20 protein-coding genes and 1 pseudogene are annotated in these 23,374 nt (G+C 49.0%); 9 read left to right on the forward strand and 12 right to left on the reverse strand.

Going from position 1 to position 23,374, the window contains the following annotated elements; all coding sequences use genetic code 11:
• Positions 1 to 38: 38 nt before the first annotated feature.
• Positions 39 to 1,874 carry an SgrR family transcriptional regulator gene (locus QMG93_RS01570; RefSeq protein WP_281933141.1) on the reverse strand — a complete coding sequence of 612 codons (1,836 nt, stop codon included), beginning with the start codon at positions 1,872 to 1,874 and terminating at the stop codon, positions 39 to 41.
• Between the two features lie 121 nt (positions 1,875 to 1,995).
• Here QMG93_RS01570 and QMG93_RS01575 point away from each other — a divergent pair, with 121 nt between their 5' ends.
• On the forward strand, positions 1,996 to 3,213 hold the full coding sequence (locus QMG93_RS01575) for an MDR family MFS transporter (protein ID WP_281933142.1): 1,218 nt from the start codon (positions 1,996 to 1,998) through the stop codon (positions 3,211 to 3,213).
• Positions 3,214 to 3,254: 41 nt separating this feature from the next.
• On the opposite strand, the gene QMG93_RS01580 is transcribed toward QMG93_RS01575, so the two are convergent.
• The 3 genes from QMG93_RS01580 to QMG93_RS01590 all read right to left on the reverse strand — a co-directional run bounded on the left by QMG93_RS01580 (position 3,255) and on the right by QMG93_RS01590 (position 8,134).
• The gene (locus QMG93_RS01580) at positions 3,255 to 4,280 is read right to left on the reverse strand and encodes an LLM class flavin-dependent oxidoreductase (protein WP_281933143.1); all 1,026 of its coding nucleotides are present in this window, start codon (positions 4,278 to 4,280) and stop codon (positions 3,255 to 3,257) included.
• Positions 4,281 to 4,571: 291 nt separating this feature from the next.
• Positions 4,572 to 6,293 (reverse strand): assimilatory sulfite reductase (NADPH) hemoprotein subunit, encoded by a 1,722-nt coding sequence (gene cysI / locus QMG93_RS01585; protein ID WP_281933144.1) that lies wholly within the window; start codon positions 6,291 to 6,293, stop codon positions 4,572 to 4,574.
• Between the two features lie 35 nt (positions 6,294 to 6,328).
• The gene (locus QMG93_RS01590; protein ID WP_281933276.1) at positions 6,329 to 8,134 is read right to left on the reverse strand and encodes an assimilatory sulfite reductase (NADPH) flavoprotein subunit; all 1,806 of its coding nucleotides are present in this window, start codon (positions 8,132 to 8,134) and stop codon (positions 6,329 to 6,331) included.
• Positions 8,135 to 8,338: 204 nt separating this feature from the next.
• Here QMG93_RS01590 and QMG93_RS01595 point away from each other — a divergent pair, with 204 nt between their 5' ends.
• Positions 8,339 to 9,004, forward strand: coding sequence for a GntR family transcriptional regulator (locus tag QMG93_RS01595; RefSeq protein ID WP_281933145.1), 666 nt, complete (start codon positions 8,339 to 8,341; stop codon positions 9,002 to 9,004).
• Positions 9,005 to 9,010: 6 nt separating this feature from the next.
• Entirely contained in the window at positions 9,011 to 9,994 is a 984-nt protein-coding gene (locus QMG93_RS01600; protein ID WP_281933146.1) for a multidrug resistance efflux transporter family protein, read from the forward strand.
• A 66-nt stretch (positions 9,995 to 10,060) separates the two neighbouring features.
• On the opposite strand, the gene QMG93_RS01605 is transcribed toward QMG93_RS01600, so the two are convergent.
• From QMG93_RS01605 to QMG93_RS01620, 4 genes are all read right to left on the reverse strand, one after another.
• Positions 10,061 to 10,501, reverse strand: coding sequence for an SRPBCC family protein (locus tag QMG93_RS01605; RefSeq protein ID WP_281933147.1), 441 nt, complete (start codon positions 10,499 to 10,501; stop codon positions 10,061 to 10,063).
• Positions 10,482 to 10,946 carry an SRPBCC family protein gene (locus QMG93_RS01610; RefSeq protein WP_281933148.1) on the reverse strand — a complete coding sequence of 155 codons (465 nt, stop codon included), beginning with the start codon at positions 10,944 to 10,946 and terminating at the stop codon, positions 10,482 to 10,484. The genes QMG93_RS01605 and QMG93_RS01610 overlap by 20 nt, the downstream gene beginning before the upstream one ends.
• Positions 10,943 to 11,446, reverse strand: coding sequence for a MerR family transcriptional regulator (locus QMG93_RS01615; protein WP_281933149.1), 504 nt, complete (start codon positions 11,444 to 11,446; stop codon positions 10,943 to 10,945). Before QMG93_RS01615 ends, QMG93_RS01610 begins: the two co-directional genes overlap by 4 nt.
• 247 nt (positions 11,447 to 11,693) lie before the next feature.
• A complete protein-coding gene (locus QMG93_RS01620) occupies positions 11,694 to 13,547 on the reverse strand; it encodes a hybrid sensor histidine kinase/response regulator transcription factor (RefSeq protein ID WP_281933150.1) in 1,854 nt (617 codons plus the stop codon).
• 151 nt (positions 13,548 to 13,698) lie between these two features.
• Here QMG93_RS01620 and QMG93_RS01625 point away from each other — a divergent pair, with 151 nt between their 5' ends.
• The 3 genes from QMG93_RS01625 (at position 13,699) to QMG93_RS01635 (ending at position 17,764) form a co-directional block, all read left to right on the forward strand.
• Complete coding sequence (locus tag QMG93_RS01625; RefSeq protein WP_281933151.1) at positions 13,699 to 15,588, forward strand: serine hydrolase domain-containing protein; 1,890 nt, start codon at positions 13,699 to 13,701, stop codon at positions 15,586 to 15,588.
• Between the two features lie 15 nt (positions 15,589 to 15,603).
• Complete coding sequence (locus tag QMG93_RS01630; RefSeq protein ID WP_281933152.1) at positions 15,604 to 16,425, forward strand: CPBP family intramembrane glutamic endopeptidase; 822 nt, start codon at positions 15,604 to 15,606, stop codon at positions 16,423 to 16,425.
• A 265-nt stretch (positions 16,426 to 16,690) separates the two neighbouring features.
• Positions 16,691 to 17,764: a hypothetical protein gene (locus QMG93_RS01635; RefSeq protein WP_281933153.1), complete on the forward strand. Its 1,074-nt coding sequence runs from the start codon at positions 16,691 to 16,693 to the stop codon at positions 17,762 to 17,764.
• Between the two features lie 68 nt (positions 17,765 to 17,832).
• On the opposite strand, the gene QMG93_RS01640 is transcribed toward QMG93_RS01635, so the two are convergent.
• Positions 17,833 to 18,876 (reverse strand): ankyrin repeat domain-containing protein, encoded by a 1,044-nt coding sequence (locus tag QMG93_RS01640; protein WP_281933154.1) that lies wholly within the window; start codon positions 18,874 to 18,876, stop codon positions 17,833 to 17,835.
• 30 nt (positions 18,877 to 18,906) lie between these two features.
• Positions 18,907 to 19,278: a winged helix-turn-helix transcriptional regulator gene (locus QMG93_RS01645; RefSeq protein WP_281933155.1), complete on the reverse strand. Its 372-nt coding sequence runs from the start codon at positions 19,276 to 19,278 to the stop codon at positions 18,907 to 18,909.
• Positions 19,279 to 19,449: 171 nt separating this feature from the next.
• Between QMG93_RS01645 and QMG93_RS01650 the strand changes: the two genes are divergently transcribed.
• A complete protein-coding gene (locus QMG93_RS01650; RefSeq protein ID WP_281933156.1) occupies positions 19,450 to 20,034 on the forward strand; it encodes an NAD(P)H oxidoreductase in 585 nt (194 codons plus the stop codon).
• 677 nt (positions 20,035 to 20,711) lie between these two features.
• On the opposite strand, the gene QMG93_RS01655 is transcribed toward QMG93_RS01650, so the two are convergent.
• Positions 20,712 to 21,059 (reverse strand): hypothetical protein, encoded by a 348-nt coding sequence (locus QMG93_RS01655; RefSeq protein WP_281933157.1) that lies wholly within the window; start codon positions 21,057 to 21,059, stop codon positions 20,712 to 20,714.
• 94 nt (positions 21,060 to 21,153) lie between these two features.
• Here QMG93_RS01655 and QMG93_RS01660 point away from each other — a divergent pair, with 94 nt between their 5' ends.
• Positions 21,154 to 21,861: a hypothetical protein gene (locus tag QMG93_RS01660; RefSeq protein WP_281933158.1), complete on the forward strand. Its 708-nt coding sequence runs from the start codon at positions 21,154 to 21,156 to the stop codon at positions 21,859 to 21,861.
• A gap of 161 nt (positions 21,862 to 22,022) precedes the next feature.
• Here the strand turns inward: QMG93_RS01660 and QMG93_RS01665 are convergent, their stop codons facing one another.
• On the reverse strand, positions 22,023 to 22,160 hold the full coding sequence (locus tag QMG93_RS01665; protein WP_281933287.1) for a hypothetical protein: 138 nt from the start codon (positions 22,158 to 22,160) through the stop codon (positions 22,023 to 22,025).
• Positions 22,161 to 22,539: 379 nt separating this feature from the next.
• Here QMG93_RS01665 and QMG93_RS01675 point away from each other — a divergent pair.
• Positions 22,540 to 23,271, forward strand: a pseudogene (locus QMG93_RS01675) (Rpn family recombination-promoting nuclease/putative transposase); the annotation flags it as partial.
• Positions 23,272 to 23,374 lie beyond the last annotated feature (103 nt).

Genomic DNA, 23,374 nt, shown 5'->3' on the forward strand with positions numbered 1-23,374 from the left:
CTCTTGCAGCGTGGAGGATCGGCCTGCTTAATTCTTGCTCAAGACGAAACATGGGGATGAAACCAAATCTTATGAAAATCAAGCCAGCCTGAGGCATTTATGGTAACTCCGCGAACCGATTTATGAAACGAAGTATTGCTTTTCTTTTGGACAAGGTACAGGACGGAATAGGTCTGCCATATCAGATTTTCCACATCCGCCAGTTTGCGCTGGCGTTCGTTCTCGTCGGATTCGCGAAAAACAGATACGGCCGCTTTTTTTACCGCCTCCGTCATGGGCTCGTCAAACGCACACAAGAAGTAATTTTTTTGCAGATACATCTCCAGCTCGCCTACCTCGTCATCGCTAAAGATGTTCCCAAACAATAGACAGTCATGCTGCGGCAAAGAAGGGTGAACCGCAAATTCGGACGGATCTGTAATTTCGATTTCCATATGGATTCCAAATGACTCGCAGCGCTCCCGAATCCAAACGGCGTCTTCCTCGTGATATTCGGTCGTAAGCAAACGGAACGCTTCCCCCTGATAGCCGCTTGCCTTCAACATAGCCAAAATTTCCGAGCGACTTGCACTGGAACTTTCCTCCATTGTCTTGCCGGAGACCGGACGGTATGGGCGGAATCCTTGCGCGGGAAACACCCGGTCGCCCCCCAACTCGGCAATCATCTGTTCTCTATCGATGATATGATGAAGAGCTTGCCGGAATTTCGGATGGTTTTGCGGACCGGTCTTCCGCTGGTTAAATACAAGCAAACTGCAGCAGCAGAACAACGTTTCCATAGCAAGCCACTCGCTGTTCCCTTTTAACAAGGCATCCCGCTGCACTTTGGAGGCATCCCCGTGCGAAATCATAACCGAGGTCCAGTCAGGCTCCTTTAAGCTTCCGGTTTCCATTTCAGGGAAAATGAGAACCTCGACGCGATCCAGGTGCGGTCTGCCTTGAAAATGTGCGGGAAATGCCTCCAAAATACAGATGCCCTCATTGAGACGAACCATTCGAAAAGGGCCTGTTCCTGCCGGTTTTTTCCCAAATTCCGCTTCGCCTGCCCGGACGATCTCTTCGGGAACAATACTTGCGGGAATGGTGGAAAGAAACCGCAGAAACAAATAATTCGGTTCTTTCAAACGGATGCGTACCGTTTTATGGTCCATGGCATCGATCTGCTCGATGTCTTGAAACATCCAGCTCGATTCGAATCGTTCAGGGTTCAAGCGAAGCCGATCCAGGGAAAAAACGACATCGTGAGCAGTCAGCTCCCGTCCGTGATGGAACATGACGCTTTTTTTCAAATGGAACGTCCATTCTCTGGCATCGACGCTGCTTTCCCAGGAATGTGCGATACAAGGTGTGACGGTTCGGCTTTCCTGATCGTATTCAACCAACGTATTGAACAACTGGCCTACCATGTGAGCATCGAAATCATAATAAATCAGTCCGGGGTCAAGCGTTAAAATCGAACGGTACACAGGAAAACGCAGCGTATCCTGCAGCTTATTCGAAACGGCCTGTGTGGAAAAACCCATTCCTTCCGACAGCCAGTCCATGAACTGCTCTTTGACAGCGGTCGCCCCGAAACGATTCATCAGTTCCATCGCTTCCTTGACATTCCCCTGTTCCATCTTAAGCTTAACTTCCCGTAGGAGAATTTCACCCGAATCCGTAAGTAAGGTCAACACGGAAGTATGACCGCGGCCCCGCCCGGCTTTCCACTCAATCCAGCCCAGCTCGCAAAGCTTGTGGACAATCAGCTTAGCGTAGCGAGGCGTACAGTACCATATCCCGGCAAGCTTGTCGACCGTAACCGAGAAGGGCTTACCGACTTCGTGGTTGTTAAAATATTGGCGCAGCTCTAAAAAATGCGGAACCGTCAACATAGGGAACCTCATTTCTCATTAAAAAGGTGAAGTGATTTAATCAAATCATACTCTTTTTATCCCTTTTTTGATAGCTATACTGAAATTTAGGAAAACGAAACAGCAGAGGGTGATGAAGAGGATGAACATGATCTTAAAAAAGCGGTTACACCTGCCCCGGTTTCATCCGGTAGCATGGGGAGTCATTATCGGAACCTTCCTGTCGCGCACAGGATTTTTCATGACACTTCCATTTCTGGGCATTTATTTAGGGAAATTCAAGGGAATCGATCCGGCAACCGTTGGGGCCATTTTAGCCGTAAGCTTGTTGGCCGGAACCTTAAGCAGCTTTGTCGGAGGAGCATTATCGGATCGTATGGGCAGATATCCGGTTATGATTTCTTCGATGGCCGCCTGGAGTCTTGTCTTGATAGGCTTCGCCTTTGCCGCCGAAACTTGGGCGTTCTTCTTATTGAGTGCGATCAACGGTCTCTGCCGCAGTGTTTTCGAACCGACCGCCAGAGCCCTGCTCGCTGACGTCACTCCTTCCGAACAACGTGCCGACGCCTTTAATGCGAGATATTTTGCCATCAATCTGGGAGGAGCTATAGGACCGTTAGCAGGCTTGAAGCTTGGCGCAGGCAGTTCTTCATCACTATTGCCGTTTTTCGCAAGTGCTGTGATTTTCTTTATTTACGCCATGGTCTTGGTGTTTTTCATGGTCACGTTCAAGCAACAGCTTCATGAGAAATCAGCATCGATCACGATGAAGCAAATGGCACGAATTATTTTCACCGATAAAATATTCCTCTATTTTCTTCTGGGTAATGTATTTGTCGCAGGTGCCTATTCCCACTTGGATACCACCTTATCGCAATTTATTGGTCATGACCGGATCGAAGCGTATTCGTTTCTTTTCGTGATCAATACGCTCTCCGTATTGGTATTGCAATATCCGCTTGCCAAGCTGATGAAGCGCTTCTCTTCGTTAACGGCGTTGAAAGCCGGGTGCCTGTTATTCGGATTGGGTCTGTTCGGGTTTGGGGTTTTTGACAATATCTCGATGCTGGCCTTGTCGATGGTCGTTTTTACGACGGGCGAAATTTTATGTTTTGTCATTGGAGACGTGCTTATCGGTGAAATTGCGCCGGAGCATTTGAGAGGGGCCTATTATGGCGCCAGCGGATTGGCATTTATCGGGCAGAGTGTGTGCGCTTGGATTGGCGGTATTTTACTGAGCGTATTAGGCTTCGGGCAAGGTCCTGTCCTATTCGCGATCCTCATGCTTCTGGCATTTGTCGCCTTTCCATTCTTCCATCGAGGGCAGCATCTTTGGGAACAACGGCGGCTTCGCGAATGATAAAATCATCTCGCGAAGCCTTGTTAGGTTTGTACAATGGGTTACGATTTCATAAGATCGGCGACGATTTCGTAAGAACGCAGGCGCGCCTGATGATCAAACACGTGGCCGACGACCATGATTTCGTCCGCTTGGGTAGCGTTCAGAAAGGCTTGCAGCTTTTCTTTCACCGTTTCCCGACTGCCGAAAATGGAGGAACCAAGCTGCTGCTGCAAGGCTTGCTTTTCGTGCTCGCTCCATAGGCCGTCCATGCTGTCCACAGGCGGCTGCAGCGGCGCTTCATGGCCCCGGATCAGGTTGAGGAATTGCTGCTGCAATGTCGTGCCCAGACGTTCCGCTTCTTCATCCGTATCCGCGGCAATGACGTTGACGCCAACCATCGCATACGGCTTCTCCAGCACTTTCGAAGGCTGGAACGAACGACGATATAATTCCATCGCCGGCACGGTGTTGGTGGGCGAAAAGTGACTGGCGTAAGCAAACGGCAGACCGAGCTGACCGGCCAATTGAGCGCTGAAGCCGCTGGAGCCGAGCAGCCAGATCGGAATCGTTAGGCCCTCTCCCGGGATCGCCCTCACATGCCTCGGGCCTGAGGCCAACGAAGGGTCGAAATAAGCCCGCAGCTCGTCCAATTGGTCGGGGAAATCCTCGCCTCCGCTCCGAATGTCGCGGCGCAGCGCGTATGCGGTTCGCTGATCCGTGCCGGGCGCGCGCCCGAGACCCAGGTCAATGCGTCCCGGGAACAGGGATTCAAGCGTCCCGAAATGCTCAGCGATCACCAGAGGCGAATGGTTGGGAAGCATGATCCCGCCCGAGCCCACCCGGATCGTTGATGTACCGGCCGCCACATGAGCGATCACAACGGAAGTAGCGGAGCTGGCGATAAAAGGCATATTATGGTGCTCTGCCAGCCAGTAGCGGTTATAGCCCCACTTCTCCACATGCCGGGCAAGGTCCAGCGTGTTGCGAAAAGATTCGGCAGGAGTTCCCCCGGCGACGATAGGAGACAAATCGAGCACGGAGAAGGGGATATCGCTCAATCGTTTGTTCGTCTTATTTGCAGACATATGGTCTTCCTCATTTCATTTTATTATTTTGCCTTGCGTCCCATTTTTTACGACATGCATTTGTATATCGTGATATCTATCTTTTTAGATGTAAAAGCAAAAGCAGCATACATGGAAAATCCTCCAGTGCGTAGAAATTAACCATGTTTGCCGGGTTATTATTTCATTATATATAGAAATACAGATATGTCAATGCAGAGACCGATCCATAAAGAAGAGCTGTCCCATCAGTAGAAATCTACTTCAAGGGCAGCTCATTCGATTTGTCATATAAGACTATTCCGTTTGCTCTTACTCGTGAAAATCAAGCCCCGAACGAACTTCTTTGACGTACCCGGCGCGAATCGTGAAGTCGCCGAAATGCTCGCCTTCCTCGCGTTCCTTCGCATAGCGGTTCAAGATGGGCCGCAGTTCCGCAAGAATCTGCGTCTCGTCAATATTTTCGCGGTACATTTTATTGAGCCGGTTGCCGGAGAAGCCGCCGCCCAAATACATGTTGTATCTCCCCGGTGCCTTGCCGATAAAGGAAAGCTCCGCAAGCGCGGGACGGGCGCAGCCGTTCGGACAGCCGGTCATCCGAATGACAATCTCCTCTTCGCGCAGTCCCGCCTCATCCAAGATCGATTCGATCTTGTCCAGCAGCGTAGGCAAATAGCGCTCCGATTCGGCCATCGCCAACCCACAGGTCGGCAAGGCAACACAGGCCATCGAGTTTCTGCGCAGCGCGGAATATTGAATCCCGTCGGTCAGCCCGTATGCCTTAATGATTTCCTCGATTTTTTTCTTCTTCTGAGTTGACACATTACCTATGATCAGGTTCTGATTCGGCGTCAGACGGAAATCCCCGTTGTGCACTTTGGCAATTTCCCGTAAGCCGGACATCAACGGGTAATTGTCCTCGTCCTTCACCCGGCCGTTCTGAATAAAGAGGGTGAAATGCCATTTGCCGTTGCTTCCCTTCACCCAGCCGTAACGGTCTCCATTATGGTCAAAATGATAAGGGCGTGCTTCCTCCAGCTTCCATCCCAAGCGCTGGTGAAGCTCGTCGATAAACCATTCCAAGCCGCGGTCGTCGATCGTGTACTTGAACCGGGCATGCTTTCGTACCGAACGGTCTCCGTAATCCCTTTGGATCGTAACCGTTTTTTCGGCCAAGTCGACGACCTGCTCCGGCGTGACAAAACCGATCACCCGGGCCAGCTGCGGATACGTTTGCGAATCACCGTGGGTCATCCCCATGCCTCCGCCGACAGCCACGTTGAAGCCCAGCAGCCGTCCTTGCTCATGAATCGCGATCAAGCCAAGATCCTGGGAGAAGACATCGACGTCGTTGGAAGGCGGCACGGCAATTCCGATCTTGAACTTGCGCGGCAAATAAACCGGCCCATATATCGGTTCTTGCTCTTCACCCTCGCGGCTGTCGATGACCTTCTCTTCATCCAGCCAAATTTCATGGTAGGCCCTGGTTCGCGGATCAAGATGATGGCTGATCTTCTGGGCCCATTCGTACACCTGCTCGTGGATTTCGGAAACGTACGGGTTCGGATTGCACATCACGTTACGATTGACGTCCCCGCATGCCGCAAGCGTGCTTAACAGCGCCTCGTTGACTTCCTTGATGAGATGCTTCATGTTCCACTTGATCACGCCGTGAAGCTGGAACGACTGACGGGTCGTGAGACGAATCGTTCCGTTTGCATATTGCTGCGCGATCCGGTCCATCATCAGCCATTGCTCCGGCGTAACGACCCCACCGGCAGCCCTCACGCGCACCATGAACTGGTAGGCCGGCTCCAGCTTTTGTTTATTCCGCTCGTTGCGAAGATCCCGGTCGTCCTGCATATAGCTTCCGTGAAATTTCATCAGGCGGTTATCGTCCTCGGGAATGGAGCCCGTGATTCTGTCCGTGAGCGTGTCCGCAAGAGATCCCCGCAGGTAGTCGCTTCGCTTCTTGATCTCCTCTACATCGCTATGAGGCGCACTGTTCGGTGAAAGTAAATTGTTTTCGCTCATGTTCCTATCCCCTCTCGTTATCTTTGAGCCTGAACTCAGTAGACATCTCGCTGATAACGTTTGTCCTGTTGCAATCGTGCCAAATACTCCGCGGCAGCCTCTGAGCTAAGCCCGCCCTCCCGCTCGATAATGGTGACGAGAGCGGCATGAACGTCATGCGCCATATGCTTTTCGTCTCCGCACACGTAGATGGCGGCACCTTCCTCCAGCCATTGATACAATTCCTTGCCGTGTTCGAGAAGGCGGTGCTGCACATAGACCTTCTCATCCGTATCGCGGGAGAACGCGACATCCATGCGGGTCAGCACGCCATCTTTCAGCCAGCGCTGCCACTCGACCTGATAAAGGAAATCCGTGGAGAAATGGCGGTCGCCGAAAAACAGCCACGTCTTGCCCTGCGCCCCGGTTTCTTCCCGTTCGCCCAGGAACGCCCGGAATGGAGCAGCGCCTGTGCCGGGTCCGATCATGATAACCGGCGTATCCGGATTTTGCGGAAGCTTGAAGTTCGGATTCTGCTGGATAAATACCGGCAGCGAATCGCCCAGTTCCAGATGGTCCGCAATATAGGCCGAGCATACGCCGTATCGCTCTCGTCCGTGCGCTTCGTATTGCACCTTCCGGACCGTGAGATGCACCTCGTCCGGGTACGCCTTCGGACTGCTGGAAATCGAATACAGGCGCGGCGGCAGCTTGCGAAGAATCGATACAAACTCCTTGCCCGATACTCCCTTCAGCTGATAATCCTGCACCAGATCCAACAAATCCCGATTTTTGATATACGCTCGAAGCTCCTGCTCTCGTCCCGGCGCAAGCAGCTCCTGCAGACCGCTGTCCGGGAACAGAGCTGCCGCTTGCTCCAACAGCGGCTTGGTCAGAACCGTAATTTCATAATAGCCGGTCAAAGCTTCAAGCAGCGGGCGCTCGTTGCCGTTTTTATCGACCGGAACGAGCTCCTCCCGGTTCAAATCCAACGCCTGAATCAGTTCATCGACAAGTCCGGGATGATTCTTCGGATACACGCCCAAGCTATCGCCCGGCTCGTACTGGAGATTGGACCCTTCCAGCGAAATCTCCAGGTGACGCGTTTCCCGGTCCGATCCGCGGCCGTTCAGATTCAAATTTTCAAGCACCGCGGCTTGAAACGGGTTCGATCTCGAATATTCCGTCAGCTGCGTCTCGCTCCGGACAGCTGCACCGCCGCCGCTTGCGGAGGACGGGGCCGCCGGGGTCTCGTTCAGAGAAGCCAGGACACGCTCCATCCACTCCGCCGCGGAATCCTCAAAATCGACATCGCAGTCGACGCGTGCGGTAAGCCTTTTGCCCCCGAGCTCTTCCAGGCGCTTGTCGAAGTCCTTGCCCGTCTGACAGAAAAATTCATACGAAGTGTCCCCCAAAGCCAATACGGAAAAACGCAAGCCTTCCAATTGCGGCGCTCGCTTGCTGTGCAGAAATTCATAGAAAGACAGCGCATTATCCGGCGGCTCGCCTTCCCCGTGCGTGCTCACCAGAATGAGTAGGTTTTCAACCTTCTTTAACGTATTCGGTTTGAAATCGCTCATGGAGGAAAGCGTCGGCTGGAGGCCCTGTTCCTTCAGCTTTTCGCTCAGCTTCTTGGCCAGCTTCTGGCTGTTTCCGGTCTGGGACCCGAACAGCACCGTGACCTCCTTCGAGAGGACCGGTTGGTTCACGACCGGCGCAGCCGCCGAGGCTTCGGTTTTGTGCAGAGCCGTCAAATAGCCGCTCAGCCAAATCTTCTGCACTTCCGTCAGCGTAGGCAGCAAGCGGTTGAGAAGCTCCACCTGCTCTTGATTAAAAGGGCTGTTCATCACCTGTAATATCAACAATATGCACCTCGCATAGGATGAAAATAATTCCTAGTATTCTTATATAATTAATTTTATCTTATCTCCAACCTATCACAGCAGGGTAAACGGATCAATTAAAAGGATTTTATAGCTTTTATTAGTTTTGCTGATAAATCGCCGATCCTTACCAGATCACAAATAAATATTGCCCGATAAACCAATATCCGATATATTGGTTTTATGAAAAAAGATCAGATTCAACCCATTCAACGGCTGTCGTTTAGAGATGAAGTCTATCAAACGTTAAAAAAGTGGATTATCACCTTGGAACTGCATCCCGGAGAACGCTTGAGCGACAAAGAATTGGCGGAGAAATTTGGCATCAGCCGCACGCCGGTCAGGGAAGCGCTTAAAAGGCTCGAAGATGAAGGTCTGGTCGCATCCCTCCCGGGATCGTCCACTTACGTCGCTCCATTACATGTAACGGAGGCGAAGCACGCGTTTACGGTAGTCGCAGTCTTGCATGCTTTGGCTACAAGACTCGCATGTCCTGTTTTGAAGGAAACGGATCTTCAAGCGCTAGAGGCAAGCAATAACGCCTTACAGCTTGCGATTGAACAAGGCGACGTGATTCAGGCTATCGAGGCGGATGCGCATTTTCACAAGGTGTTCTTGGACGCGGCGGGGAACCCGGAGATCGTTCTGGCATTAGAACGCAGCATCCCCAAAATTCAACGACTGGAGATTTCCCAATTCAATACTCTGAAAGGGTTGAATTCCGTGGAGCAGCACAATCACATTATGGCCGCCTGCCGCAATGGGGAGTGTGAAAAGGCTGCCCGTCTTGTCGAAGAAAACTGGCTAAGTCTTGGCGAGCTGCTGACCCAATCCACGGAACCGAGGTGACCCTTGTTGAAGCCCATTTTGATCGGTATAGGCTCGGCCTTCTTTTTTGCTTTTACCTTTGTTCTCAATGCTTCGATGGAGCTGTCCGGCGGGAGTTGGATTTGGAGCGCCGCGCTGCGCTATCTCTTCATGGTTCCGCTGCTCCTGGGCGTCGTACTGGCTCGGAAAAACCTGCGCCCGCTCTTCGCGGAAATGAGAAAACAACCCGGAACGTGGCTATGGTGGGGCACGGTGGGATTCGGGTTGTTCTATGCTCCCTTATGCTTCGCAGCCGCGTATTCCCCCGGCTGGCTGATTGCCGGCACATGGCAAGTTACGATTATCTCGGGCACTTTGCTTGCGCCGTTATTTTGGGAGACGATCTCTACCGACAAGGGACCTATGCAAGCCCGGGGGAAAATTCCCGTTAAGGGCCTAGTCATGTCGCTCCTCATCCTGATAGGGATTATTCTCATGCAGATCGAACATGCCAAAAGCCTTTCCTTGGAAAACCTATTGCTCGGAGTCATCCCTGTGCTGATCGCGTCGTTCGCCTATCCCTTGGGCAATAGGAAAATGATGGAGCTCTGCGAAGGGCGTTTGGATACGTTTCAGAGGGTATTGGGCATGACGATGGCAAGTCTGCCATTCTGGCTGGTCCTTTCCTTGTACGGCTTGTCTACCGTAGGCTTGCCGAGCAAGGAGCAGAGCTTTCAAGCGTTGCTGGTCGCCCTGTTTTCCGGCGTCGCGGCCACCGTCCTCTTCTTCAAAGCAACGGATATGGTGCGGGGAAATATGCGGAAGCTGGCTTCGGTCGAAGCCACGCAGTCGATGGAAGTCCTGTTCGCCTTAGCCGGGGAGCTGCTGTTTTTGTCGATCCCCCTGCCTTCGCTTTTATCCTGGTGCGGGATGATTGTAGTCGTTCTCGGCATGATTTTGCATAGTTACGTGGCGAATAAGCAAGAGGAAAGTCAGTTGAAACCGTCAGCCGCGCTGAACGAAAGAGCATAAAAATATCGCCGTCCAACTCCGACAGAGGTGTGAACGGCGATATTTTTAATTCATCCCATCGCATAGCTAGGAGGTCATTTCTTCCAGCACCCTGCCTAACCGGTCGAGGTTCTGTTCGTTAGCTTCCATACAGAAAGTCTTGACTTGTTCGAATTCCTCGGTTAGCTTGAAAAGCTGACGGAACGTAACTTTGGTACGGCCTTCCAGGTTCTCGAAAGTACCCGTTAACCGAAATTCGTGACCGGATAGATGGTCAATCACGATCCGCTCAAACGGTACGATCTCAACAAAGACGTTATGGTTCGGGTAATCCGTACCGTCCGGTCCATGCATGGTGAGTCGCCACGTGCCGCCCGGCCGGATATCGCACTCGTGAAATGTATTCGTGAAGCCATGCGGCCCCCACCAACGAGCGAGCAAATCAGGGGTTGTCCAAGCCCGAAATACAAGCTCCTGCGGTACATCGAACTCGCGTATGGAAATAAGTTCATTTTTCCCCATGCTCATGATCATTCCCCTCTTCAAAGGCCTTACCGAGCGCGTCCAGCATGAGATTGGTACCGTGCTCCCGTATTTCCGGTGTATCGTGTCCGTCAAAGAATGCCCCTTGCTCCGTAAAAATGAGTTTCGTTCCGCCTTCCAGCTTGATCAGTTCGACCGTTGTATTCGAGACGGAGACGCGTGTGCTGCCAGAATCGAGGGTGTACGTATAGACAATGCGCTGCTCCGGAACAATTTCCTGGTAACTGGCGTCGAACGTAAAGACCGGCCCTTCCGGCGGCCCGCCGCTGCTGTACTCGCGCCCGCCAACCCGAAAGTCGAAGATCTCCGGCTTTGAAAACCACTTCGCTTTGGCAACCGGGTCAGCCCAGGCTTGGTAAACCCGCTCCGGCGAGGCGGCATAAGTCCGCTCGACGGCGAAGGTCGCATGCTTAACAAATCGTTCATTCATTGATTTTCCTCCTTAGGTTTCGGCATTGTCTCCTCGGCAAGAAAGTCCCCCAACAGATCCAGGTTTCGCTCCCAAATCGTTTGCCGCTCAATGACCAGCTTCTCAAATGACATTTTCATCGCTTGCAGAAGGCTCGTAAAATCTTCCACCGTTAATTGCGCCTTGCCCTGCATAAGCTTGGATACGTGTTCGAGCTGCTCCAATAGTTTCTGCTGCATCTTGATCTGCTCTTTGACTCGGTTGATCTGCAAGTTGACGATCTCAAGCGGACTGATTTGCCTGCCGGTCAAAACCGATTTAATCTCTTCGAGAGATAACCCCAGCTCTTTAAGCGATAAAATCTGGTGCAAACGCGACAGGTCCGATTCATTGTACAGCCTGTGGCCGGATTCCGTATGTTCCGACGGAGAGAACAGCCCGATTTGATCATAAAAACGCAAGGTTCGTACGGTAAGCCCCGTCAGATTGGCGATGTCTCCGATCTTCCAATAGCTCTTCATTCATCATCTCCACTCTTTGGCGCTAGCTTTATACCGGTAGCTTCATTATAAAACCTTACGTTACGTAAGGTGCAAGCATTATTGTGCCGGTCTATCGTGAAACAAACCGACGGAAGCTCGCGGTACATCGTAGATCACCCGTTTGGCGCAGATTTGTTGGACAGCGTAAAAACGACATCACGATCCGCCTTATCTGAAGCCGCGTAGATCATGATGCCGCTCAAATCACTTCATTCGTATGACCCGTCTAAACGACAAGTCCTTCCTCCTGCGCTTTCCTCACCGCGTCTTCCCGGTTATTCACGCCCAGCTTGGCATAAATCATCGTAGTGCAATTACGAACGGTACCTTCGGAAAGAAATATTTTTTCCGCAATCGCTTTTATGCGAAGCCCCTTCACTAGGGATGCCAGAATTCCCCGCTCACGCTCCGTCAACCCGTAAGGGCACACGCGCCCTTGCAATTTACGCAGTCCATCCAGTTCTTCCTGCTGCACTTTCATCTCTTTGAAGAGGACATCTGCGATGGACTGGGTAATCAGCGTTTCCCCTTGGTGGACGACCCTTATCGCCTCCACTAACTCGATAGGGGAAACGGATTTCAACAAATAACCGTTGGCGCCGTTCTTGAGCGTATCGGTGGCCTGCGAAGCCTCTTCGATGGTTGTCACCATAATGACGCGTAAGGCGGGCCATCGTTCGCGTATCGCTCGCAGCGTACTCGGTCCGTCCAATACAGGCATTCGGACGTCCAGCAGCACCACATCGGGATTCACGTTTGGAATCATATCGAGCGCTTCCTGCCCGTTTCCGGCGAGCCCAACGACTTGCATATCCTGCTGTTGTTGTAAGATCAGCTGCAAGCTTTCTCTGATGATCGGCTGATCGTCAACGAGAAGTATGCGAATGCTTGCTGCTTGTGGAAGAACCGTCTGATGAGGCAGGCAGCAAATAACCGCTACGCCTCCTTCATCCAGACAATGAAGAGATAAATGTCCATCAAGGGCTTCAAGCCGCTCTTTCATCGATTGCAACCCGAATCCGAATTCAATATCCTTGTTCCCATTCCCGTTATCTTCAACCTGCATTCGGATTTGGGCTTCTTCAAAGTACAATCCCACTTGTATAAGTGAAGCACCGCCGTGGCGCACGGCATTGGTCAACGCTTCCTGCAAGCAGCGATACAGGGGCAGTTTCCGGGACCGACTTAATTCATACTCCTTGCCGTAGATGCGCAGCTTGACGATCACCCCGGTTGACTGCTGAAATTGCTCGATCAATTCGCGGAACGAGGACTCCAAGGTCGTTAACGATTCCCCGGTGGTTTGCGCCCAATTGTGAACGATCCCCCTGGTTTCATTCAAACCGCGACGCGCCATGTGAAGCAGGGTGTCCAGTCGATTCACTTCGGTATCGGGCAAACGAGGCCGAAGCGTCTCCATGCCCATAATTAGCGATGTCATCGTGTGTCCGATCGTATCATGCAGCTCTCTGGATATCTTGTCTCTCTCCTCAAGCAGCGTTATTTGCTCCACTCGACTCGCATATTGCTCCAAAATTTGGTTCTGTTCCTTAATGATCAGGCTCTGCTTCTGCGTACGGACCAACAATTGAAAGCCGAATCCGAACCCATACATTCCCAAATGGTACAAGATGGCTTGAAAAGCAATACTATCGAAATCCAGACGAGCGGTATTCCATGCGAGAAAGGGGACAAGAAGAATCGTAGCAGGCCCCGTCCAACGGTATGTTCGTTCTGTGCTATGGAATCCCACGACAAAAGCGATGATCACAAACTGCCACTGGGTCGCTTCAAAATAGTAGTTTACAGCAATGTAAAGGCTCCCGCTCAGCGCAATCTCAGCAATCAAATAAGCGCTGGTGGAATACCGGAAAAACCAATAAGGAATAACAAACGCAAGAACCGAAACGAACAGCACCGCCCCTACAGGGTACGGCAAACGGTCGTGAAATCGAACAAGCCCGATGACAATCGTGATCCACCACAAGAAGCGGATCGTGAAAATGATCCAATCGAACCATGCCCATCGGTTGGCCAATGTCAGCAGGATGAACACCTCATCTCCAGATTTAACTGTCAACCATTATAGCATGCGCCTCCACGAAGCGATATCACGAAGACGAATGACAATTTACAACTTCCCAAAATGACAGGTTCGACCTCATACTCAGCCTTATCGCTACAGCCTGGCGATATCCATCGCTTAAAAACGAAAGGTGAAGATGATGAATATGTCGGATACACGGAAATGGTTGGCCGCTCTACTCGCTTCTTGCTTGTTATTCCTATTGTGCATGCCACGTGCGAATGCGAACGAGGCTTCACCGTTCTCCGCAGAAGTGTTGGAACAATTGATTGATCCTGTCATGAAGGAGGAAATGAACAAGCTTCATATTCCCGGCGCAGCGGTTGTCATTACACAAGGAGAACGCATCATGTATAGCAAAGGGTATGGCTTCGCCGATCTGGAACAACAAGTGCCCGTTAACCCGGCAAGCACGGTGTTTCGGCTAGGTTCCTTAACCAAATCCTTCACCGCTACGGCTGCTATGCAGCTGGTCGAGGAGGGAAAGCTCTCGTTGCATAACGATATCAATGCAGCCCTGAAGGATTACCAGGTTAATGGAAATTATGGACCGATTACACTCCATCACCTGCTCACGCATACGGCAGGTCTGGATGTAAGCATGTATGAAAGAGATAATCGCCAAGGATTGATCCCGCAATGGTCGACGGATACGGTTCGGACGTATTTGGAGAGGCAGCCGCCGGTGTTTGCCCCGGGAAGTAAATTCCTTTACAGCAATGTCGGGTCAGGACTTGTGGGAAGTGTGATCGAACAAGTATCCGGACTTCCCTTGAATGATTACTTGCGGGAACGCTTGTTCCAGCCACTCGGCATGAGCAGCGCGAGCTTGAATCTCCCGCAGGATCGGACCAAGTTGGCCAAGAGCTATGCCTATACGGACAACGGTTATCAAGTGGTTCCTTATTCCGGAATTCATTTTCCCGGAGGAGGCGCCGTCAATATGACGCCGAATGACTTCGCCCCCTACATGATCGCACATTTGTCCAACGGCTATTTCCACGGTCAGTCCTTGCTTAAACCGGAGACGGTCCGGATGATGCATGCGAAGCAATTCTCTTCTCATGAACGCATGTACGGGATTGGGTATGGTTTTTTTCGGTCGGAGACGGTGAATGGAGTTCCCTACTTATGGGCGAATGGAGGAATTGACGGATTTAATTCGAAGATGGTGCTCATTCCTTCCCATTCGATCGGTATCTTCATTACCGCCAACACCGGAGATAGCGGGATGGAAATGCACGGGAAAGTCGTTCATGCCATATCCCAAACGATCGACTCGAAAGTAGCCCGCAAGCCACTTTCTCCCCTTGAAAGTTTAGGGAGTGCGATCAAGGAACTGGAAGGACGATACGAGCTGCACTTGGCAGCGGAGCATGGCTGGGCCAAGGGACTTCGCTTGCTGGGCAGCGTACCGTATACGGTTGAAGCAAAAGACGATCGAACCTTAGTGGTGACCGGCTTATTCCAGAACGACGGGCAACAGATGCTCAGGAAAGAGTTTACCCAAGTAGATGAAAGGTTCTTCCAAGAAGTCGGCGGGGAGGAACAGCTGTACTTTCATAAAGAACAGGGGAGATGGACGCTGACAGGGCCGATGAACTTCTCCATCCCGCGCACGGCTTCCTTTGAGTCGGGATCTGTCTTGTTGGCGCTGTATGTGGTACCCGGCATTTTGTTCACGCTTATTCCGCTCCTATGGATCGTGAGGTACGCGATACGGCAATGGCGCAAGCAATCACACAGCATCTCTGTCGTCATTCCAATCATCGCCCTCCTTCAGAGTATATTCTTCATTGTCCAGTTCATCTATGGGAATGGAGAGATTCTATACGGATACTCGCAGTTCTATCAGGTCGTCGTGGCTTCCATGCCTCTTATTTCGTCGGCCGCGGCTGTTTATTTCTTGATTCGAATCTTTACTGCCAAGGAGCTTGACCGATGGAAGACCGTAAACGTTGGGATCGCCGTGCTTGCGTTCCTTTATACGGCTTACTTGTTCTATTGGAACTTTCTTTCCGTACATTATTCCTAGGATTAGGAGGATATAATGATGTCCCTTAAACGAACGATTGTCTATTATCTGGGGATAACGCTTGGGATTACTTTCATGATGCAAGCGGTGATCGGGGCGGCTTACACCCCCGCAAATATCCTCTTGATGATGTGGGTGCCAGGCTTGGCTGCCGTGGTATTCACCTTGCTGGGCAAGGCGCCGCGGCCCGGAATGCTTGGTTTACGGTTTTGCCGCCCCTATCATTTGATTATGGCGGCTGCCATCCCCGCCCTAACGTTTGTCATTACCACCGCAGGCTCGGCTCTATTATTCGAGGGCAGCATCAGATGGGGGGATTACAAGCTTATGGCTGTAACGGACAGCTTCACGCTGAATCTCCTCGTCACGACCCTCGTGGTCGTAGCGAAATCTTGCCTGTTCGCGCTTGGCGAAGAGTTGGGCTGGAGAGGGTATGCGCAAAGCCGGATGATCGCTTCTTTCGGTTCCGTGAAGGGGATTGTGATTCTGGGGATCGTATGGGGATACTGGCATTTTGGGGTTACCCTTACGGGAGCTACCTTTAAAGGCGCGCCGTTGCTAGGGGCACTTGTCTTGATGCCGCTAGCATGCATCGGCATGTCGTTCATATTCGCATGGTTGACTCTGAAGTCAGGCTCCGTATGGCCTGCTGCTGTGGCCCATGGAATAACGAATATTCTCTTTGATTTCTCGTTCCTCTTAACCGATTATAAAGGAAGCTCGGCTCTGTACTATACTTGGATTGTCGCGGTGATGTTACTCATGGGAGGCATCTTTATGGGCTTGATCCAAAGAATGCGGCCCCCGGTGACGAAATGCACGAACAGAGCTGCCTGATCTCAATTAAGGAATATCTTCTTAGGCCCGAGCACGATCGAATAGACACTCGAACGTACTCGGGCCTCTTTGACGCTTCTGGAGTTCCGCTCTCCAATTTGTGTTAAGGTTCAGCTGATCGGGTCGATTTCACCTCGCACGCTCGGCGATCAATGGCTGAGAAGGAATGCCCCGCTAGATGTCGAATGTTTCCAAAGCGGGTCTAGAGACTTCCCGCCCATACGTTAACACGAGTTGAATCCTATAGGAACCGAGGATAGGTCTGATGAAGCTTCAATTGCTATATAACGAATATCTGAATCTAAAATTCAACAGGGGATTACCGTCCGTTCAAACGGACTGCTATGAATACTCCCTATGTGAAGACGATAGCGCAGAATTATTTTTTGTCGGTCGCGAAAATGAGTCGTTTATCGAGTGGGCGGATGAATTACAACCGAAAGATCCGAATTACATCGCAAACCCGGACTGGAAGCCTGTGCTCTCGGCTTTTTTTGAACATCTGGATGTCTATGATGAACTGATCCTCTATTATCTGTTGTTTACGATCAACAGGACGATGTCCATTATCAAGATCAATCCGTACAATGCAATGAATGATTTTATGAAAAGCTATTGTTTTTTTCAGTTAGCTCAATTGTCGGATGCTACCAGCTTGAACGATGAACAGAGGCAGCAATTACGAAACTTTTTCTTCTTTTTCTACCTTTATACTCACCCGGTGAATGAGGAGACCCTCTACTCCTTTTCATTCCGCGGGCAAGATTTGGTTCATACGAAAACCAATATCCATATGGAGCATTATTTTTCTGTATACCACGATTACTACAGCGAGCATCTCGACAAGTATAGAGATAAATTAGTTATCGCTCCCCATGAAATAAATGCCTGCAAACATCTCACGCTGGAGCTGTTAAAGGCAATAGAGGGTAAATCGCCCAAGCTGGCCATGCCTCCGGAAGAAGGATTGGAAGATGTATTACGGCTGATCAATGATGTCGATTATTTGATCCATAGCTACTCCGAGAATAAAACAACCGTATTCGGGATGATGAGAGATTTTCTCTCTGACCATCGCTCTAACCTCTATCGCGAGCATTGTTTCCGTACGCTGCTTCAGAATTATGTCTGTTATATCCTTTATTTTAAGTTTGATGAAATTCATGATTTGGTGGATTACTTTAAAGGCACTCCGTCATGGTGCGAAACGATCATCAATAATATCGTTACGGATGCCATCTTCATTCAGAAGATTATGAGGCAGAACCGTATAGATATTACCGAGTATGGGAATGTAGTCGAATTTTTCGACGAGGAGGCCCGAAGGATCTATCTGTGATCAGCTTTACGGGTCTATCGGCGAAACATGCGAAAGGAGCCTGCCAGCGGCAGCTCCTTCCCAACATGTTAACCCATCATATGAAGAATGGCTTTGTTTACACATGCTCTAGCTAAATCCACAGCTGTCTTCCCATCTCGATCTGTAGCATGAATGTCCGCGCCATATTCTAACAGCACCTCAATCGCGGCAACATTTTCCCTCCTAATCGCTCGATGCAAGGCGGTTTGTTTATACTCATTTCTACCTTCAAGATGAGCTCCGTGATCCAGCAGGAATTTAATCCCCACAATGTTATTGAAATCCGCAAAGCTATGTAAAGGAGGGAATGCCTTCTTTTCCTGGTTCACTTCACAGCCCATCCTTAAAATGTCTTCCAGCAGAGCTTCATCTCTACAATGAAGAGCAATCCCGAAGCCCTTCTTATTCACCTCTTTTTGATAAACATCCGGAAATTCCAGACGAATATAATTCACAATATCGCTTGAGTGTTTAAAAGCAATTTCCAGAGGCGTTTGAGTCAGAGAACGTTTTCCTACGTTTGCCCCCTTCTCGGCCACTAGTCTAAATGCCTCCAAATTATCGTGTTTACTGCAAAACTGCAATGAAGTGCCGCTATATTTAAGCACTTTGTCCAAATCGGATTTGCTCGCGTGGGTGACCAGCTCTTTAATTTTCTCCATGTCATTCATATAACACGCAAACACCAATGTATTCTTAATTTTCTCGGCCTTTAACGATTGCTGTAAGATTTCTTTTCTTTCCTCTTCCTTCGGTTCCAACCCATATCTCTGGTAAATGATTAACTCAAAGGCGTCCGTATCAAAAAGCTCAGGATTCGTATCGTTCACAAGGCCATGCTCAACTAATTTGCCAGCGTCGACTTTGATACAAAGAATGCCCTTTCCCAGCATGAGTTCCACAATTTCGTTCCTATACTTATCAAAAAGAGCAACAGTGGTGTGACCATCATAGGAAACTTCGTTTTCGAAAATGGGAAAATATCCGCTCGTAAACGAATTCTCCGTGCCTAAAATTAAATAGGTATACGTTTTTTCACTTAGCATAGGTTCGTTGATAATCGCGTCTACTAAATCAGCAAGGTTGTTCATCTGTTTAGGCCTCCATGTCTTTTCATGATTTTAAGCATTTTGGGAGTGTTCCGAGCAGGAGAACTTCCATTCACGCTGATGGATATATTGCTCGCCCCACTCGCCCAACTGGTCTAATATGGATTTCAACGACATTCCTAATTCACTCAGTTCATAGACCACTTTCGGCGGCACTTCATTATATACCGTTCTCATGATGATGCCGTCTTCCTCCAACTCCCGAAGCTGCTGAGTTAACACTTTTTGTGTAATTTCGGGAATGGCCTTTTTTAATTCACTCGTTCTCTTCGGCCCGGGGCCGCAGTTTAAATGACATAAAATCAGCAGTTTCCATTTCCCCCCTAACACCTCCAATGTCGCTTCTGCGGGGATGTTAAACGTCCGCGTCATCTGCCTTTCCATGGGATAACCATCCTCTCGTTGGTTTTTAGGTATAGTTACTTTTTGGTTCCTATATTACTTTTTGGTGCTTATAGAACATAAAAGTGCGTTCTTCCCTTTTTTTCCTGCATAAGAGATAATTTCATCGTACCTCATTCGAAGGTAAAAGTTGAGAGATGGAAGGTGAACTCGATGAAAATCTTGACCGTTGTATCGCACCCCAGGGTGAATTCCTTAACCTTTTCTGTTGCAGACAGGTTTCTACAGGGACTTGCTGAGGCGGGCCACGAAACGGAGATGCTGGACCTGCATCGCAGCGGCTTTAATCCCGTGTTGTGGGAAGCGGATGAACCCGATTGGTCGTCCGATCACAAGACCTATTCGCCTGAGGTTGAGGCCGAAATCGAACGAATGAAGAAGTACGATGCACTCGCCTATATTTTCCCGATCTGGTGGTTCAATCTGCCTGCTATGCTCAAGGGATATATCGACCGGGTATGGAATAATGGTTTTGCGTACGGGTCCAATAAATTGCATCATAAAAAAGTACTATGGCTTGGTTTGGCAGCGGCTCCGAAAGAACTCTTCGAGAAGAGACAATACGATAAGATGCTCTCCCAACATCTGAACATCGGAATCGCAAGTTACTGCGGAATCTCTAATAGCCAGGTTGAGATATTATACGACACCTTGGATTCAAGGCCGGAAATTTTTGAGAATCTCCTGATGCGAGCTTACCATCTGGGGCTCTATTATGACAACGATTCGAGGGTGTGACTTGCGTCTTTTCATGCACGCGCAGCAAAATCTGCTCAAACAGCAAAAAGGACACAGCCCGTTGAAGCGAGTTGTGTCCTTTTTGTTGTTTATATAATGGCTTCGTTAATATGAATGAGTAACGAGGACATAAATACAATCAATAATATGGTGCTTCGCATCGTCAAACTAAAAATGACTTCCCAACGAATCAATCCACGAAACAACCGTACAGAGCATTGAGGAAATTATACCTTTACTACACTCCGTGCAAAATATCGTATACATAACCTATCATATCGCTACAAAGGAATCCGATCTCATGATTGATGATGATGGTTTTAGTCTGCTTGTTGGTTCGCCCGGACTTACATCTTCTAGCCGATGTAAGTCCGGTCAAGGGAGGGGCCAAGTTTTCATGTAGCTAGGGCAACTGCCGGCATACTGGCGATTGGAAATCGCATCAGCTGCCTCGATCCTTTTCGCATTGGGGGGGAGAGCTGCTGGAAGAACCGTTGGTAGGCCTTGTCTACACGCTAAAGACCTGTATATAACTCTTACTATCGTCGCCATGTTCTATAATGCGTTGGCATTCGCTTGCTCTGTTCTGCGTTTGTACCAGACCTCACTCTACCAGCTTTGTTTATCCCCAGATAGCTTAACCTAAGGTTAATTTTCGTGTGATGCCCATTAAAATGTTAGATGGGCCTGTTTTTGGACAGATATTCTAACCATTTATCAACCTCGCTCTTTAGAAATAATCTTTTGCCCTTTAATTCAATATAGGGCAAGAACTGATAAGCATCCCTAAGCCCTGTTTGTTTTCTTGATGATTTGTCTTCCGATATTATTTTTTCGATGTCTTCATTCGTCACATGTAGGTATTGTACAAGTTCTTCTTGAGTTAACAATTGCGTTCCGGTTTCAGAAGTCAGATTTCTTCCCGTAAAGTAAGGTTTATCTTGTAATTTAACCGTAATAATAATCGTACTGGCTAAAATAGAAAACAAAATGATCAAATTCCATACAAGACCTTTATTAGCCATAATATTCCTCCTAAAGAAAATTTTATAAAATTTTTAAGTCATTTATGATATTATGTTAATTGTACCATATTATTCCTTTAGGGAGGTAATCTACTTGACTCCTAAGCGTATTCCTGCCGTTATCGCCACTTCTTTAGCAGTTCTAACACTCGCTGTTTCTCCTGTTGCTGCTCATCCAATTTTCGAAAAGGGGGCTGTGATAAGCTCGCAAGTTGCAAGCTCGGCTGCACCGGTTGTTGTAGGCAAACCCCAAGGTCAAGATAACGCTACCGTAAGATTTATTGATGAGGCATTAGCAAAGAAAGACTCAGACAGGATTACTCCACAAGGGAATATAACAGAGAGATATGCATACTCGACCTACTCAGTGCCGTATAAAACCGTTGAAGACGGTAATTTCAATGTAGGTCCAAGGGAACAAGATACATTCTTGTGCAGTGTTCCTAGAGGCGGTACTAATACAATTGCAAAAACGGTTGAGGTTAGTGCCAACCTCAAAATCCAATCTAGTGTTGATTTTGAACTTCAAAAAGTCATTAATATCGCATGGACAAGTGAGGCAAGTGGCTCGTTCAAATACACATATTCAACAACAAAAGTATACACGGCTCCGGAATCTGTTCCTAACCATCGTGATTACTACGGTGCTATTCAATATGACTTAGGATCAACGATTGTCAACAAAACCGATGTTTATCATGTATATAATGGGGACAGCTATATGTATGATACCTCCTATAACAGTCAGCAAAAAGTTTACGCTAAAGTTCCAAAAGCAATTGAGTTCGCGCGAGATTTCTAAACCCATTAACCAAGAGGGTGTCCCAAAAGCCATGAAAATGGCTGAGGGACACCTTTTTTGTATCAAAGAATGCAAAAAGAAACCGTTCCTTGTTAAAATGGAGGTACCATTCAACCATTACAAAAGTAGACGATTTCTTTGTACATTCAATATACCATGGATCAATTTTGCTTGCCAATGGACTTAGAGGAGGACATCCCCAAAATCGCCTCGTTCGCGTTGTGAATGCCGCCGTGAATTGGCTTGACGACGCCATCTTCGACGCAGCTTACCCCAGAGGCGGGCGAGATAGTTATCATCCGAAAATGCTCACCAAAATTATCATTTATGCCTAACACGCAGTGCATTTACTCTCCCGCCAAATCACTAAGGCCGTCCGCGAGAATATCATGTTTATGTGAATCGCGGGCAGACAACATCCAGACTTTCGGACCATTAACCGGTTTCGCTCCGAAGAAAGCATTATGCACCCTTCGAAACGACCTGCTCCCCCGCCTTCAAAAGCATGAAAGACACGAAGAAATTTTAGGGAATCGTAACAGTTACAGTAAAACCGACAAAGACGCCACGTTCATGCGGATGAAAGAGGATTACATGCGAAACGGTCAGTTCAAGCCGGGTTACAATGTGCAGATTGGCTCTGAAAATCAATTCATCCTCGGCTACAGTGTGCCACTGCCGCTGACGGAAATTGTTCTGCTTAATCCCTACACCGAAAAAGATGCCCCCCGGGATAAGCAGTCCATTCTGGATATTCGCGGCAAAACGGTAGAAGGCGAACTGATCAATGTAGAAATGCAGTTGTTCAATAAGTACGATACCGAGATGCAAACGCTGTTTTATTGGCGTAAGCTTTATAGTGGGCAATTGCAAGATGGGCAATCCTACAAAATGCTAAAAAAATGTGTTGCCATCAACATTCTCAATTATTCGTTCCTGCCCAACCGGCAATATCATAGTGTATTCCATCTTCGGGAAGAGCGCAGGGGCATTCCGCTGGTTGATGATATTGAACTACACTTTCTAGAGTTGCCAAAACTAGATGACCATGCCGTTCCCGTAGAGAGCGGAGGCCTGGTGAACTGGCTGCTATTTCTGAAAGGTGCCGATAAATCCAATTGGGAGGTGCTGACGATGAACGAACCTGTATTGAAGAAAGCCATGGATACATTGGAGTTTCTTAGTCAGGATGCAGAAACCCGCCGATTGTATGAGGATAGACAAAAGTTCCTTCATGACGAAGCTTCGATAATCGAAGGGGCATTGGCCGAAGGAGAAGCCCGCGGCGAACGAAAGAAAGCTCTTGAAATGGCTAAAGAGCTTCTGGCACATGGTGTGGAAATTTCTATTATCGCTAAAGCTTCGGGACTGCCTGAGTCTGAAATACTGGCTATGAAGGAAAGAACTTAAATATTTGAACTAAGAAAAGAGCCATCAAGAGGGCTCAAATGAGATTCGAAAATCTACCTCAGCAAGTAATAGTTTAATTTTAAGTGAAAATTAAATACATTAT

It is taken from the genome of Paenibacillus tyrphae, assembly GCF_027925525.1.
Lineage (GTDB): Bacteria > Bacillota > Bacilli > Paenibacillales > NBRC-103111 > Paenibacillus_G > Paenibacillus_G tyrfis_B.

Excerpts from the sequence above, each read along its gene's own strand:
- QMG93_RS01570 (WP_281933141.1), bottom strand. The coding sequence starts at position 1,874 with ATGTTGACGGTTCCGCATTTTTTAGAGCTGCGCCAATATTTTAACAAC.
- QMG93_RS01575 (WP_281933142.1), top strand. The coding sequence starts at position 1,996 with ATGAACATGATCTTAAAAAAGCGGTTACACCTGCCCCGGTTTCATCCG.
- QMG93_RS01580 (WP_281933143.1), bottom strand. The coding sequence starts at position 4,280 with ATGTCTGCAAATAAGACGAACAAACGATTGAGCGATATCCCCTTCTCC.
- cysI (WP_281933144.1), bottom strand. The coding sequence starts at position 6,293 with ATGAGCGAAAACAATTTACTTTCACCGAACAGTGCGCCTCATAGCGAT.
- QMG93_RS01595 (WP_281933145.1), top strand. The coding sequence starts at position 8,339 with ATGAAAAAAGATCAGATTCAACCCATTCAACGGCTGTCGTTTAGAGAT.
- QMG93_RS01605 (WP_281933147.1), bottom strand. The coding sequence starts at position 10,501 with ATGAGCATGGGGAAAAATGAACTTATTTCCATACGCGAGTTCGATGTA.
- QMG93_RS01610 (WP_281933148.1), bottom strand. The coding sequence starts at position 10,946 with ATGAATGAACGATTTGTTAAGCATGCGACCTTCGCCGTCGAGCGGACT.
- QMG93_RS01615 (WP_281933149.1), bottom strand. The coding sequence starts at position 11,446 with ATGAAGAGCTATTGGAAGATCGGAGACATCGCCAATCTGACGGGGCTT.
- QMG93_RS01625 (WP_281933151.1), top strand. The coding sequence starts at position 13,699 with ATGTCGGATACACGGAAATGGTTGGCCGCTCTACTCGCTTCTTGCTTG.
- QMG93_RS01630 (WP_281933152.1), top strand. The coding sequence starts at position 15,604 with ATGATGTCCCTTAAACGAACGATTGTCTATTATCTGGGGATAACGCTT.
- QMG93_RS01635 (WP_281933153.1), top strand. The coding sequence starts at position 16,691 with ATGAAGCTTCAATTGCTATATAACGAATATCTGAATCTAAAATTCAAC.
- QMG93_RS01640 (WP_281933154.1), bottom strand. The coding sequence starts at position 18,876 with ATGAACAACCTTGCTGATTTAGTAGACGCGATTATCAACGAACCTATG.
- QMG93_RS01645 (WP_281933155.1), bottom strand. The coding sequence starts at position 19,278 with ATGGAAAGGCAGATGACGCGGACGTTTAACATCCCCGCAGAAGCGACA.
- QMG93_RS01650 (WP_281933156.1), top strand. The coding sequence starts at position 19,450 with ATGAAAATCTTGACCGTTGTATCGCACCCCAGGGTGAATTCCTTAACC.
- QMG93_RS01655 (WP_281933157.1), bottom strand. The coding sequence starts at position 21,059 with ATGGCTAATAAAGGTCTTGTATGGAATTTGATCATTTTGTTTTCTATT.
- QMG93_RS01665 (WP_281933287.1), bottom strand. The coding sequence starts at position 22,160 with ATGATAACTATCTCGCCCGCCTCTGGGGTAAGCTGCGTCGAAGATGGC.